At 44.2% G+C, this 14,875-nt stretch carries 13 protein-coding genes; all 13 read right to left on the reverse strand.

Annotated features, from left to right (window positions below; translation table 11 throughout):
* Positions 1-147: 147 nt before the first annotated feature.
* On the reverse strand, positions 148-1,476 hold the full coding sequence (locus tag AB5706_RS04785; protein WP_233456020.1) for a D-alanyl-D-alanine carboxypeptidase family protein: 1,329 nt from the start codon (positions 1,474-1,476) through the stop codon (positions 148-150).
* Positions 1,477-1,629: 153 nt separating this feature from the next.
* The gene (locus AB5706_RS04790; RefSeq protein WP_173772333.1) at positions 1,630-2,427 is read right to left on the reverse strand and encodes a zinc dependent phospholipase C family protein; all 798 of its coding nucleotides are present in this window, start codon (positions 2,425-2,427) and stop codon (positions 1,630-1,632) included.
* A 132-nt stretch (positions 2,428-2,559) separates the two neighbouring features.
* The gene (gene scpB / locus AB5706_RS04795) at positions 2,560-3,129 is read right to left on the reverse strand and encodes an SMC-Scp complex subunit ScpB (protein WP_173772335.1); all 570 of its coding nucleotides are present in this window, start codon (positions 3,127-3,129) and stop codon (positions 2,560-2,562) included.
* A 3-nt stretch (positions 3,130-3,132) separates the two neighbouring features.
* Entirely contained in the window at positions 3,133-3,924 is a 792-nt protein-coding gene (locus AB5706_RS04800) for a segregation and condensation protein A (protein ID WP_118578030.1), read from the reverse strand.
* A gap of 17 nt (positions 3,925-3,941) precedes the next feature.
* Positions 3,942-4,730: a metallophosphoesterase gene (locus AB5706_RS04805; protein ID WP_118578029.1), complete on the reverse strand. Its 789-nt coding sequence runs from the start codon at positions 4,728-4,730 to the stop codon at positions 3,942-3,944.
* Positions 4,702-4,827 carry a DUF6783 domain-containing protein gene (locus AB5706_RS04810; RefSeq protein WP_368356998.1) on the reverse strand — a complete coding sequence of 42 codons (126 nt, stop codon included), beginning with the start codon at positions 4,825-4,827 and terminating at the stop codon, positions 4,702-4,704. Before AB5706_RS04810 ends, AB5706_RS04805 begins: the two co-directional genes overlap by 29 nt.
* The gene (locus AB5706_RS04815) at positions 4,809-5,837 is read right to left on the reverse strand and encodes a molybdopterin-binding protein (RefSeq protein WP_173717744.1); all 1,029 of its coding nucleotides are present in this window, start codon (positions 5,835-5,837) and stop codon (positions 4,809-4,811) included. The genes AB5706_RS04810 and AB5706_RS04815 overlap by 19 nt, the downstream gene beginning before the upstream one ends.
* Before the next feature lie 39 nt (positions 5,838-5,876).
* Positions 5,877-7,625: an ABC transporter ATP-binding protein gene (locus AB5706_RS04820; RefSeq protein WP_148461980.1), complete on the reverse strand. Its 1,749-nt coding sequence runs from the start codon at positions 7,623-7,625 to the stop codon at positions 5,877-5,879.
* Positions 7,626-7,948: 323 nt separating this feature from the next.
* Positions 7,949-9,217, reverse strand: a complete 1,269-nt coding sequence (locus AB5706_RS04825) for a D-alanyl-D-alanine carboxypeptidase family protein (protein WP_233456122.1) — start codon at positions 9,215-9,217, stop codon at positions 7,949-7,951.
* Between the two features lie 134 nt (positions 9,218-9,351).
* Positions 9,352-10,044, reverse strand: a complete 693-nt coding sequence (locus AB5706_RS04830) for a P-II family nitrogen regulator (RefSeq protein ID WP_173772452.1) — start codon at positions 10,042-10,044, stop codon at positions 9,352-9,354.
* Positions 10,045-10,232: 188 nt separating this feature from the next.
* Positions 10,233-11,837, reverse strand: a complete 1,605-nt coding sequence (locus tag AB5706_RS04835) for a DUF1538 domain-containing protein (RefSeq protein ID WP_330602718.1) — start codon at positions 11,835-11,837, stop codon at positions 10,233-10,235.
* A 451-nt stretch (positions 11,838-12,288) separates the two neighbouring features.
* Positions 12,289-13,374 (reverse strand): tRNA 2-thiouridine(34) synthase MnmA, encoded by a 1,086-nt coding sequence (gene mnmA, locus AB5706_RS04840; protein WP_226815611.1) that lies wholly within the window; start codon positions 13,372-13,374, stop codon positions 12,289-12,291.
* 321 nt (positions 13,375-13,695) lie between these two features.
* Positions 13,696-14,871: a cysteine desulfurase family protein gene (locus AB5706_RS04845; RefSeq protein WP_173772453.1), complete on the reverse strand. Its 1,176-nt coding sequence runs from the start codon at positions 14,869-14,871 to the stop codon at positions 13,696-13,698.
* Between the last annotated feature and the right edge of the window lie 4 nt (positions 14,872-14,875).

Genomic DNA, 14,875 nt, shown 5'->3' on the forward strand with positions numbered 1-14,875 from the left:
AATTTAAAAGTATAACCAAAAATTCTGCCGATTCTAATTGTACATTTTTTCACACAATTTTTCAATAGTTTTCCGTGTTTTTATGCAAAAAAATCCCTCGATTTTCGGGGGATTTTTTTATATATCATACATATTCCGTCAGGCTTTTTAGTGAAAAAAGTCATGAAACACCTTGTTTGCGCACCATAAATAGGTGATTTTGACAATATTGCGATCTGCTGTCACAAAATAGTTATCCAGGACAAGTTCTCCAAGACAAAAAGTGACCTGACCAATTTTCTGCCCCTTTTTCACAGGTGCTGTCAAATTTTTCTCAATACGCAGATGGCAGGTAATCTTTTCCCCTTCTTTCAGAAGGATCTGTTTCTTTTTGTCAGAATCAGATGCCTGAATCCGGCCATTTATATATACATCTGCGAAACCTGTCCCAGTTTCTGTGAAAATTCTCCCGGAATTTTCCTGATTTTCCTTACCAGATTCTTTCCCGCTGCTTTCGTCAGTCCCATCCTTTACTGGTATAGCCGGAATCTCCGGCTCCTGCCAATAGGTTTCCTTGTGAAAATTTGCTTTGCCATATTCCAGCAGTTTCATGGCATCTTTCCATTTATATGTCTTATTATTCGGCCAGCCGCAGCCAAGAAGGGAAATAATAAATTTTCTTTCCTCATTTTCACAGGCTGCCACATAACAATAACCCGCATTTCCTGTAAAACCGGTTTTTCCTGAAATGGCATCCGGAGTCATATCAAGAAATGCATTTGCATTATGGACGGAAAACTGACGTTTTCCTGTAATATCAGAAAAAGAATAATCCCTGGTCTGTGTGATATGAAGAAATGCTTTATTTTTCACAGCATAGCTCATGATCAAAGCCAGATCTCTTGCGGTAGTCTGATGAATGCCTCCTGCATCTGCACTGTCAAGACCGTTCGGCGTAACAAAATGAGTGTTCGTGCAGCCAATCTCCTTTGCTTTTGCATTCATCATTTTTGCAAACCCTTCCACAGAACCGCCAATGTGTTCAGCAATTGCCACAGCCGTATCATTATGGCTTTTCAACATTAAAGAATAAAGAAGATCTTCCAGGTAATACTGCTCCCCTTCCTTTAAATTCAGCTTTACTTCTGGTTGAGAGGCCGCATTTTCTGACACCATTACATAATCATCACCGGAGCCCTTTTCCAGTGCAAGGATACAGGTCATTACCTTTGTGGTACTGGCATTTGGGCGAGCTGTATAGCCCTCTTTTTCGTACAGTACCCGGCCAGAATCCCCATCCATAAGAACGGCGGATAAGGCATAGAGATTTCCAGGTCCGTCTGTTTCTTTCATATCAACAGCTGCCGGTATCATCTGCACAATGGAGCTGACAGCCTTTTTTTCATCTGTGCCAGTGCTTCCTGACACCTGGGCAGCAGTGCATAAAACAAGTACAAAAGTCAGTGTAAAACAAAAGAATCTGTATCTGCTTTTCATAGTCCACCCCACATTCCGTTTATAGTATTTTACGCGGACCTGTCCCAAACTATGCAAAGCTCACTCTACAAGTTTTGCCTGATAAAAAGAACAGGTATCTTACAGAAATACCTGTTCCTGAAATTGGTTCAATTTTCAGTTTGTATATCACAGCTAACCATTGTAAGTCAGATTCCATCGCTCAGACAACAGCATGTCCTCCTGGGAAAGCTGATACAGCTCCAGCAATTCTGCCGGTGCCTCTTTCACCTCTTTTTCAAACAATGTATTCAGCTGTTCCACAGGTTCCCTGCTGCCACCTGCCGGCTGAGCCATCATATAGTGATCGATCAAAGCAGACTGTGCTCTTCTTCCTCCAAGGCTGGAAAGCTTCGCCAGACGCGCCCGTCTCGTCCCGCCATCGTCACATACCAGCAGATTTGTCATAAATTTCATCAGTTTAAGGCTCAGAAGAATATCTCCTGTTTTTACAAGAGGAAAAACCTTGTGGATTTCCTCCGCATTTTTGCGTTTTGCTTTGATACAATCAGAAGGATAAAAGGCATATGGATTTTTCCCATTTTCTCCCATAAGGAAGCGGTCAAATTCAATTTCCAGAAGGCTGTGGGAAATTCTGCCCTTATCATTCATTTCATTGACAAAAGGATGACAGGAAGAGTCCAGAAGATAATGACAGCCAAAGCCAAGAAGATAGGCAAGAAGCGCCTCATCACCAGTCTCTCTGACCTGCGCCATTCCCTGGGCGAAAAATGCCCGGGCTTTTTCTTTGTGCATACGGTATCCTACACTGCTTACGTGATTCTTAAAAATAAAATAATAGAAGAAAATATCCGGTCCGTGAAGACCGATCCGATACAGTTCACCGTTTTTCCGAATAATTTCTTTCACTTGATCGGGCAATTGCCTGTATACTTTCTGACCAAACAAATCATGTGCATATGTTGTGGGCATTTTTTCTCTCCTGTCTTATCGCCTGCAGTTTATCTGCGGCTTACTTGTCCTGTTTCATTGTCTGCAGTTTATCCGCAGCTTACTTGTCCTGTCATATCGTCTGCAGTTTATCCGTAGCTTACTTGTCCTGTCTTATATATCCAGCTTCAGCTGTACTTCCTCTTCTGCCTCAGCCTTAAAATCCGCCATTTTTACCGGATCCACAGCCGGCAGCTCTTCCAGACCCTGCACACCAAATGTGCGAAGAAATTCTTCTGTAGTGCCGAAAAGGATCGGCCGTCCAGGTGCATCAAGACGTCCAAGCTCCTTTACCAGATTATACTCAACCAGCTTATTTACTGCATGATCGCTTTTTACTCCCCGGATCTTTTCAATCTCAGCTTTTGTCACAGGCTGCTTATAGGCTATAATAGACAGCGTTTCCAGCATAACATCTGTAAGGGCAGGTTTCTTAGGCTGCATGGCAATCCGGATCAGACAGCCATAGTAATCCCGTTTGGTGCACAGCTGATAAGAGCCCTCCAGCTCAATGATCTGGATTCCCCTTCCCTCATCCTTATATTTATCCATCAGATTATGGAGTAGTTTTTCTGTAGTTGGCTTATCCTGCTGGATTGCTTTCGCAATCTGACCTAGTTCCACAGATTCACCCATCGCAAACAGGACTGCCTCAACGGCACCTTCTAATCGTTTAATTTCCATACACTATCCTTCTTCCTCTGCAAATTCTGTCAGATTCTTCCAGGTTTCCGGCTCTGTCACAACATTGATCTGAATGTCATCAAAAATCTCTTCCTGAACCACATGAATGTGTCCCATTTTTATCAGTTCCAGCACGGAAAGGAAGGTAACGATTACCTGTACTTTGGAGCACTGCTTTTTCAGCAGGTCCCGAAAACTGAATTTCCTGTGAGTCTTTGCAAATTCTTTCATCTCCAGCATTTTATCAGAAAGACTGACTTCTTCCTTCTCAATTTTTCCAAACTGACTTCGGATAGGATCTCGTCTGTCGTCCTGCCGCCTGATGATCGACTGGTAAATGGCGTTTAATTTCTCAAGAGTAAGACCAGCCAGAAGTTCTGAGGGATCCACTGGCTCCCGATACTGAAGCACCTCCCTTGGCACATCCGGCTCACGGAAATAAACGCCGCTGGCATCGTCCATTTTGTCCTTCAGCTCATAAGACATATATTTATACATCTTATATTCCAGAAGTTTCTGAACCAGTTCCGCTCTGGGGTCCTCCTCTTCTCCTTCTTCATTGATTTCTTTTGGAAGAAGCATCCGGCACTTGATATCCAGAAGTGTGGCTGCCATGACCATAAACTCACTCATAACTCCAAGATCTTCTTTTTCCATAGCGTGAATGTATTCCATATACTGATCCGTAATCTCCACAATCGGTATATCATAAATATCAATTTTATTTTTATCAATAAGGTGAAGGAGCAGATCAAGCGGTCCTTCAAAAACATTCAGTTTTACGGGAATTGCCATGCGCTTTCCTCTCTCCCTTACGGTTTCATTTCTATAAAAATCAGCTCTCTTGGATTATGGATCCGAAGAGGCACTGTGTGTTCCCCAAGGCCTGCACTTACGATCATACATTTGCCATTTTTGTAAAAATCGCCGCAACAGTATTTTGGAAAAGGTATAAACTGGGAACTGATGGCTCCCACATGTCTGGAAAAACGGAGCACACCGCCATGGTAATGTCCAGACAGAATCAGGTCTGCCCCCCAGTGGAAATAGGTTCTGCCATATTTTGGGTTATGGGCAAGAAGAATATTTATGGCTTCCGGATCTGGCTTTCCCATAAGCTCTTCCATTTTTTCAGAAGTTAGCTTCGGGGAAAAAGGCTTGTGATAGTATTCCAGTGGAAGTTCCAGTCCATTTACCACAAAGGAATTGCCAGCCAGAACAACTTTGCTCTTCTCATTTGCCAGAAAACAGATTCCTTTTTGTTTCAACTCTGCCTGATATTTCAGGTACTCATTCCGATAAAGGTGCCCTTTGGCTTTCATTTTGGTTTCGTGGTTTCCCATGGCGTAAAAGATGGGGAAGTTCTTCGCCAGTGTACAAAGCAGTTTTCTGGCAGTTTCCAGGGTGGAAGGATCCATCCGGACCACCATGTCTCCGGCAAGAAGAATGGCATCGGGGTCATTTTCCTGGATTTTTTTCAGCAAAGCACTGTTCTCTTCGCCGAAAATGCTTCCGTGAAGGTCTGCAAGAACAGCAAAGCGCACGCTTTTTTTTATTTTCGGGTTATGGACTTCATAGGTTACAGTTCGAAATTTTTCCATAAATCTCCTTAAATACTTTGTAATTTCCAGAGCGTGTTTGAAAAAGGCCTTCTGCAATCTGCACGCCCCAGGCCCTGCTTACTTTCCAAATCCACAATTGGGGAAGGTACAGACTTTGCAGCTCAGGCAGAGACCGCCTTCTCCGTATGCAGCAACTTCTTCCGGGAAAATTTCATCGTCTGCCATGATTCTTGGCAGAACCAGGTCAAATACAGTACGCTTCGCATACATGACACATCCAGGAAGCCCAAGGATTGGGATGCATTTGCCCTCTTTCTCATAGTAAGCGATGAGAAGCATGGCTCCTGGCAGTACCGGTGCACCGTAAGTAACAACTCTGGCTCCTGTATCACGGATTCCTCCAGGTGTACGGTCATCTGGATCCACACTCATACCGCCGCTGCAGACTACCATGTCTGCACCCTGGTTAATAAATTCCATAATGTCGTCTGTGATCTGTGCCTTGTCATCTCCTGGAGTCGTCTGACCGATCACCTCAGTGGGGTACTCAGAAAGCTTTTCTTTTAATACAGGGGTAAAAGTATCCTGAATCAGACCTTTTTTTACCTCGCTTCCAGTTGTAACGATTCCAACCTTTTTAAAATGATAGGGAAGAATGGAAAAAATCGGTTCCGGGCCAGCGGCTTCCACAGCTCTGTCCATTTTTTCTTTTTCGATTACAAGAGGGATGATCCTGGTGCCAGCCAGTTTATCTCCTTTTTTTACCGGGAAGTCCCCATGGCGGGAAGCAATCATCATCTCCCCCAGAGAATTCACTGCCAGAAGGGCATCTCTGCGGATTTTCAGAACTCCGTCCTCGTCTGCTACCAGTTCGATCTTGCCTTCTTTCACATCAGTTCCATGCATGGAATCTCCTGCACAGATTTTATACAAAATATCAGCGCCCTCATTTTCATGAAGAATTCCCTCTTTCTTTTCCCACACAAAAAGATGTTCTTTTCCAACAGAAAGGAGCAGCGGAATGTCCTCTTCTTTCACAATATGTCCTTTGGAAAACAGAACGCCTTTCTTCTCATCCTTTATAATCTGTGTAATATCATGGCAGAGGATCTGGCCTGCTGCGTCTTCGGTTCTTATTTCTTTCATTCTGCAATTCATCCTTTCGCATATAATTGCTGTTTACGATCACAATCCGGCTTTGCAAAGTTTCGCATATACGCCGTCCTTCTCCATCAGCTCCTGATGTGTACCTTCTTCTGCAATTCCATCTTCGGTCAGCACCAGGATCCTTCTGGCATTGCGGATTGTGGAAAGACGATGGGCGATCACGAAGGTGGTTCGGTCTTTGGCAAGACGTTCCAGAGATTGCTGCACTACCTTCTCACTTTCGTTATCCAGGGCGGATGTTGCCTCATCAAAGATCAGGATCGGCGGATTCTTCAGAAACGCTCTCGCAATGGAAAGACGCTGTTTCTGTCCTCCGGAAAGCTTCACGCCACGCTGTCCAATGTCTGTGCCATAGTTATCCGGCATTTCCATAATAAAATCATGAGCATTGGCAAGCTTGGCTGCGCGGATGACTTCCTCGTCGGTAGCGTCCGGACGGCCATATCTGATATTTTCCATAATGTTTCCTGCAAACAGGTATACATCCTGCTGCACAATTCCAATCTGATTACGAAGATCCTTCAGTTTGATCTTTCGGATATCTTTTCCATCCAGATAAATGGCACCAGATGAAACATCATAAAATCTGGGGATCAGGCTGCAAAGGGTAGTCTTTCCAGCTCCAGAGGTGCCTACAAGGGCAACATAGTCACCGGGCTTCACTTCCAGATTTACGTTAGAAAGCACTTTCTCATTGTGGTCTTCATAGTGGAAAGAAACATTTTCGAAACGGATATCTCCTTTTACATGATCCATAGAAACGGCATCCGGCGCATCCTCAATATCCGGCGCAATGGACATCATTTCCAGGAAGCGGTCATAACCACTGTAGCCGTTCTGGAACTGCTCGGTAAAGTTTACCAGCTTGGTAACCGGCTCTGTAAAATTGTTAATATACAAAAGAAAAGTCACAAGATCTGTGGCGCTTAAATCTCCTGCTGCCAGGAACATGGCTCCGGAAACCAGTGCAGTAACTGTGATCAGTGTGGTAAACGCATCCATGCCTGCATGATAACCTGCCATATAGCGGTAAGTCACACGCTTGGAATCCACAAAACGCTCATTTCCTTTACGGAATTTCTCAATCTCACGCTTCTCATTTCCAAAAGATTTTACCACACGGATTCCGGAAAGACTGTCCTCGATCTGGCTGTTGATCTCGCCCATGCGCACACGGTTTTCCTTAAATGCACTTTTCATCTTTTTATTATAAATCAGTGCATAGATCAGCATAATAATTACAACTGCGAAGCACAGCAGTGCCATCTGCGGCTTCACATTCATAAGAATGATCAGTGCTCCGAACAGCTTGATCACTGAGATCAGAATATCCTCCGGTCCATGGTGGAGAAGCTCTGTAATATCAAAAAGATCACTTGTGATCCTGGAAAGAAGCTGACCGACCTTCTGATTATCATAAAATGCAAAAGAGAGCTTCTGGTAATGGCTGAATATCTCGTTTCGCATATCATGCTCAATGTAAGCCCCCATCATATGTCCATAATAGGTGATAAAATAACGGCTTCCAAGCTGCACCAGGATCAGTACCAGCATTCCCACCCCGATTTTCAAAATCATGGTCTTCGCTTCAGCCGCTGGCATTTCACTTATGGAATTCATAATATAACGAACCATCAGTGGAATGACAAGTGTCACTGCAGCCCCAAGGAATGCAAAAAAAAGATCTGCAAAAAACAGTCCCTTATATGGTTTATAATAGCCTGCAAGCATCTTTAATCTGCCAGGCTGTTTTTTCTCTTGTTTCATATGATTCTCCTCCGCTTTTGCTGCTATATTTTTGTAAGACATCAGCAAAAATTTTCATACAGAGTTTATTATAAACCGACGAGGACTGTTTTGTCAAAATGCTTCTGTAATTTGTATAACTATTTTTAGGGTTACTGTTCACTCCGTTCACAGTAACGCGCTTCGCGATGCACAGAAATCATGCATTCGCATGATTTCGCGCCGCAATTCTCGGGTTTTCTGTGAACTTTGTTCACAAAAAACGCCTCGCGGAACGTTACCAGTGAACAGTAACTTTTTAGGGGCAAAGGTGAAAATCAGGTTCTCCTGCCATACTACGTTCTTTACAATAGCTTTAATAGCTTTTCCAGACAGTTTTTATAGGTTGCTTTTTCTATAGTTTCAGAAAAAAGAATGTTCACCTCTCCAAGCTTTTGTCCATTCTGGTAATACTCCAGGGTACCGGCAACATCGCCTTCTTTTACAGGCGCCTGGACCTGAGTTTCCAGATTCAGTTTTCGTTCCACTTCGCCTATGGTTTTGCCGTCGGTGCTCAGATACTGGAAGTTTTTTTCATATTTTACTTCTGTGGTAGGTTTGGTTCCTTTTCGGACCTCTATCTGGGGAAGCTTTTCGGGATTTTCATCCGTGTAAAAGCTGCATTTGGAAAAACCGTAGTTCAGCATGGCAGCGGCGTCCTTGAAACGAACTTTGTAATCGGGTGCTGCCATAACTACAGAAATCAAGGTAATGTTATTTCGGGACGCCACAGCAGATACGCAATACTTTGCCAGACTGGTACTTCCGGTTTTCAGACCGATGCATCCGTCGTAGCTGCGAAGGAGCTTGTTAGTATTCGTTAAGCAAAACTCTTTGGAGCCTTGTCTGGTCACATGAGTAATATTTTCCATCCATATAGAAGAGTACTCCAGGATCTTCGGATATTTGGTGATCAGCTCCCGGCTCATAATGGCAATGTCCCGGACAGTTGTGTAGTGATCTGTGGATTCTGTCAATCCACAGCAGTCTACAAAATGGGTATTCTCCATTCCAAGCCCTGCTGCCCGCTCATTCATCTGCCGCACAAATTCCTGCTCGCTGCCTCCAATATGCTCTGCCATTGCTACACTGGCGTCATTTCCAGAGGCGATCACAATGCACTTGATCATAATCTCCACATCCTGGGTTTCTCCTTCCTCCAGAAATACCTGGGAGCCACCCATAGATTTCGCATAGGCACTGGTGGTTACCAGATCATCCATTTTCAGTGTACCATTCTCCAACGCATCGAAAATCAGGATTAACGTCATAATCTTTGTAATACTCGCTGGACTTCGCCTGGTATCCGAATCTTTTTCGTAAATTACAGTGCCTGTACTGGCCTCCATTAAAAGAGCAGAAGGTGCCTGCACAAGCGCATCATCAGGTGCTGCTGGCTCCGTGGTTTTTTCTTGTTCTTCCGGGGATGCAGCGGTATTATCACTTGTATGATTTTCTGCCCTTTCATTCAACGATATATCTGCTTTCCCATATACAATCCGACAGCCAGTTCCCACCATGAGACTGGCCAGCAAAATAGGTAAAACCGCCTTTCTTATTGCCTTTCCAAGCATAGGATGTCTCCTCAAAAATAAGTTCTATTCTATTGTAAAGCGGTCACCATAATTTTATTACTATAATCTCAGAATGCAAAAGCATCACCAATCTGCAAATATTTCCATGACTTCTCCACGTAAAAAAGTGGAGTTTACGAATTTTCTTCCTCATCTTCCAGGATCCGCAGCCCGGCTGTGCTGGTTACGGGGAGGGAAAATACGATGGTTCCTGCTTTGGAGGTGAGACCGGCTTTTTCCATGATAGCACTCATAATGGCATTTTTCTGCTCTGATTTTGCCACAATGAAGATCACCTCTTTTTCGGAAACCAGGGAAACGCCAAGAAACTGTTCGGCACGCTTCATTCCTACCCCTTTTCCATGCAGAACGGTACCGCCGGTTGCGCCACCCTCCTCTGCTGCTTTCATCACCTGGGTGTTATATCCGTAATTGGCAATTGCCACGATCAGTTCATGCTTTGTCTCTTTCAATGTACCTTCCTCCTCTCTTACAAACTCCTGACCCTGAATGAGAAATCCCAGTTCCCGCTTGCCGCCAATGCTGCTCATGGGAATGGTAAATGCAATCCCAGTTCCGGGCACGTCGATCCGCAGTTGGTTCTGCAAGCCCTTTTTCACCTTTTTCCAGGTAGCTGCTGTCACAAAGTGAAAACAGATGCTTTTCTCATCATCTTCTAATCCCATATAGTCAAGGATGGAACTTGAGGCCGTTCCCATACCAAGGGAAACCGTTCCTACTTCTATCTGATTTTCCCGGTAAAGTGCCGCAAATCTTGACATGTATTTTCGGTTGGTGATGGTAACCATCATGTATAATTCGCTCATAGATGATTCCTTTCTTTATAAAGTTCGTTGCTGTTCATAATCTTCCCTGAGTGTACCCAATCATCATTCCTATAATCTGTACTTCCACTTTGTGCCACACAAAAATGGCATCTATTAGGTCTTCCTAACTATAATTGTTCATTTATAATGTGTTTGAGTCAACACTCAATCCCTATTTTCTTAATTTTCTATAACTCTATAATTTCTGTGTCTTCCAGTTCTTCAAACAGTTCCGCCACTGGTATAGCTTCCACTGGTATTTTGTCCGCAGGCAAATTCTTCCCCTTGCCTCCAAGCTCGCCGCCTTTTACCCGATAAACCAAGCCTAGCACCTGCAAAGTAATAAGCGGCGTCATAGCAACCATTGCCACTACGCCAAAAGCATCTGTCACAATATTTCCACCCACAGCTTCACAGGCTCCCTGCGCCAGCGGAAGGAGAAAGGTGGCTGTCATAGGTCCAGAGGCAACACCACCAGAGTCAAATGCAATAGCCGTAAAAATTTTGGGAACAAACAGGCTGAGGATTAAGGCAATGGCATAACCTGGCACCAGAAAACAGAAAATGGAGATTCCAGTCAGCACCCGGAGCATGGAAATCCCAACAGAGACTGCCACACCCACAGACAGACCAATCTGTATGGATTTCCCGGAAATCGCACCGTCAGTCAGTTCCTCTACCTGCTTCATCAGCACATATACCGCAGGCTCGGCTTTTACAATAAAATAACCGATCACCATTCCAAGAGGCACAAGAATCCAGTTATAATGCAGATTTCCCAATACCATCCCCAGGTAATTTCCAGCTGGGATAAAGCCTACATTTGCCCCGGTAAGAAACAGAACAAGTCCTATATATGTATAAAATAAGCCGATACAGATTTTGATCAGCACAGTTTTATTCAATTTCAGCGAAACAATCTGGAAAATTCCGAAGAAAGCAATAATTGGGAAAAGGGATACAGCGATCTCTTTAAAATATTTTGGCAGTGCGACTGCAAATAATTTTCCCAGTTCTATCGAGTTTTCCACTTCAGAAACCACTTCCAGCGCAGCATTGCCTTCCGTGTGGTACAAAAGTCCCAGAATCAGGACTGCCAAAATAGGTCCAATGGAGCACAGAGCCACAAGTCCGAAACTATCATCTCCAGCATGTTTATCATTACGGATGGATGCAATACCAACACCCAATGCCATAATAAAGGGTACCGTCATAGGTCCAGTGGTCACTCCACCGGAATCAAATGCCACTGCCAGAAAATTCTCAGGAACAAACATGGCTAATACAAATACTAAAATATAGAAACTGAATAACAATGGCGGCAGCGCAATTCCAAAAAGGATACGCAATAAGGCCACAACAAGAAACGCACCAACACCAAGTGCCACAGATAAGATCAGCACCAGATTGGGCACAGAAGAAACCTGTTCTGCAAGAACCTGCAGATCTGGTTCAGATATTGTGATAATAAAGCCCAGAATAAAACCGATAATTATAATAAAGCCTAACTTTTTCGTGCGAAGCATACTGCCTCCCACATGTTCTCCCATGGGCGTCATGGATAATTCTGCTCCCATGGAAAAAAAGATCATTCCCAGGATCACAAGCACAGATCCTACCAGGAATTCCACCAGGATGCCTGGAGATAACGCAGCCACGGTAAAACCAAGTATAAAAACGATCAGTACAATGGAAATCACTGCGCTGATGGATTCTCTGGCTTTCTCCCTGGCTTTTTCCTTTAAGACGGACTGATGGGACTGAAGTTCTCTGATTAATTTTCTTTTTTCCACATATACCTCCATTTCTGAATATTTCACTGTAGTTGCCTGGAGCGTGTTTGAAAAGGCATTCTATCATCTATACGCCCCACTTCGATGCCTGATATGGATTATTGTAACATTTTCCCATTGGGTTCGTCATCTATAAACCCAATATATATTCTTAATTTTTTGTAAACTGTTACTGTTCACTTCGTGACCAGTAACCGCTCCGCGATGCACAGAAAGACGAACCTTCTTGTGACAGGCACAAGAAGTAGCGTTTGCTGCGCAAACTTAATTCTCGGTTTTTCTGTGAACTTTGTTCACAAAAACGCCTCACGGAATGTTACCATTGAACAGTAACTGTAAACTGACTGCATAAACAAAAAACAACCAGAATTTAATATAGACTTAGCTATATTTCTTCCGGTTGTTTTACATCAATGTATTTTCAACAGATATCATGCAATTTCGGATTTTATCAGCCCGTGATCACACCGCCGCCAATGACTACGTCTCCATCATAAAGCACAGCTGCCTGCCCTTTGGTGATAGCTCTCTGGGGCTCATCAAAAATGATGTGTACACTATGTTCTCCAGTAACTTTTACAGTTGCCCACTGCTCCTTCTGGCGGTAACGAACCTTGGCTTTGGCGCGAAATTCTGCCGGCGGGGTATCAAAGGAGATGAAATTAAAGTCTTCCACATCCAGTTCGCGATGGAACAAATCCTCATTATCTCCCAGAATCACGCGGTTCTCTGCCGGACAGATTTTGGTAACGTAAACCGGCTTCCCGGCTGCAATACCAAGCCCCTTTCGCTGACCTACCGTGTAACCAATAATCCCTTTATGATGCCCAAGCACATTTCCGTCTTTATCTGTAAAATCGCCTGCCGGATAGTCTTTTCCTGTAAACCGGCGGATAAATCCAGCATAATCCCCATCTGGGACAAAACAGATATCCTGGCTATCCGGCTTATCTGCGTTATAGAAATTCTGCTGATCTGCGATCATGCGGGTCTGATGTTTATTCATGTCTCCAAGTGGAAACATGGTGTGTGCCAGCTGCTCCTGAGTAAGAGAGTAAAGAACATAACTCTGGTCTTTTGCAGGGTCAGCTGCTTTTTTCAGAAGATATCTGCCATCTTCCCGCTTTTCAATTCTGGCATAGTGTCCGGTTACTACATAGTGACAGCCTAATTCTTCTGCACGATGGTAAAGGCTGTTGAATTTCAGGTAGCGGTTGCAGTCAATGCAGGGGTTGGGAGTTGCACCGTTTTCATAGGCTGCTACGAAGCGGTCCATAACTTGTTTTTTAAAATCTGCGGTGAAATTAAACACGTAATACGGGATTCCAAGATTATGCGCTACGCTCCTTGCATCCTCCACATCATCCAGAGAACAGCAGCTTTTTTTGCGGCTCACACCGGCATCTTCATTCTGGAAAAGCTTCATGGTGACACCGATGCAGTCATATCCATGCTCCTTCATCAGGTAAGCGGCCACTGAAGAATCTACGCCGCCACTCATGGCGATCAATGCTTTTTTCATATTGTCTGATTCCATATTTATACCTCATAAAAACTGAAAACTATTACTATTTAATGTGTTTAAGTCCCAGCCGACACACAGCATTTGGGCAATGTGTATTACTCCAGCGAGCCATTTCAGGCGCGCTCTTAGCGTAAGCGAAATCCAGCGCTTACGGAGACTTATGCGTGAGGGCTCTCCCGAACGCATTAGTCGCAGTTAGCGATTAGTTCGCTGGAGCGTTGCGCCGGCGAGTGAGTAATACACATTGTCCAAATGCGTCCCTCCTGACGAACTTTTAATCAACTAAATAGCAATCTATTCTAATAATCATATCTTGTATCATACACGATTCTTTTAATCCTCGCAATGCTTTTTCCGCCAATCATCTGACATTCCGCGGAGTTGTTCCACCACCTGGGGAATCACTTCCAGCATATAATCGATTTCTTCCTCAGTATTGGAAATGTCAAGGCTGATTCTGAGTGAACCCTGGGCGATTTCAGGAGCGAGACCAAGAGAAAGAAGTACATGGCTTGGATCCAGGGCACCTGATGCGCAGGCAGAACCGGAAGAAGCACAGATTCCCCTGCTATCCAGAAGAAGCAGCAGGCTTTCACCGGATACACCTTCAAAGCAGAAATTCACATTACCAGGCAAGCGTTTCTCCCTGGAACCATTCAGTATACTATAAGGAATCTGCGAAAGCCCCTGAATCAAACGATCTCGCATGGCGATAACCTTGGCTTCATTTTGTTCCATCAAAGTGCACTCTTCTTTCAGAGCAGCTGCCATTCCCATAATTGCCGGTAAATTCTCTGTGCCTGGCCGTTTTCCACGCTCCTGGCCGCCGCCCTCCATAAGAGAAGTCAGTTCAATCCCCCGTTTCACATACAATGCACCGATTCCTCTTGGGCCATGAAATTTATGTGCGGAAAGAGATAACATATCAATATTCTGTTTCTTCACATTTACCGGGATATGTCCTGCTGCCTGCACTGCATCTGTATGAAAAAGCACCCCGTGAGCACGGCAGGCTTCTCCAATTTCCGCTATAGGAAGAACAGAGCCAATTTCATTATTGGCAAACATAACCGTAACCAGACAGGTATCCGGCCGAATTGCTTCTTCCACCTGAGCAGCTGTAATATTCCCCTCTGCTCCCACATCCAGAAGCTGAATCTCAAATCCCTGCTCCTTCAGCCTTCTCAGAGTATGAAGCACCGCATGATGCTCAAACGCAGTAGAAATAATATGCCTCTTATTCTGTTTCGCCCCAAGCATAGCCGCTGACACAATTGCCTGATTATCTGATTCTGTCCCACCTGATGTAAAAAAAATCTCTTTCGGCATACAGCCAAGGCAACGTGCGATCTGCTCTCTCGCCGTCTGTAAGGCATCATTTGCTCCCATCCCAATCTGATGAATACTGGACGGATTTCCATAACTATTCTCCATTGCAGAAATCATAGCCTTCATTGCTGTCTGACTTATTTTTGTGGTTGCTGCATTGTCCGCATAAATTCTAGGCATAACT

The sequence above is a fragment of the Ruminococcus sp. RTP21484sp1_RTP21277st1_D2_RTP21277_210401 genome (assembly GCF_040924225.1).
GTDB classification, from domain to species: domain Bacteria; phylum Bacillota; class Clostridia; order Lachnospirales; family Lachnospiraceae; genus Blautia_A; species Blautia_A faecis.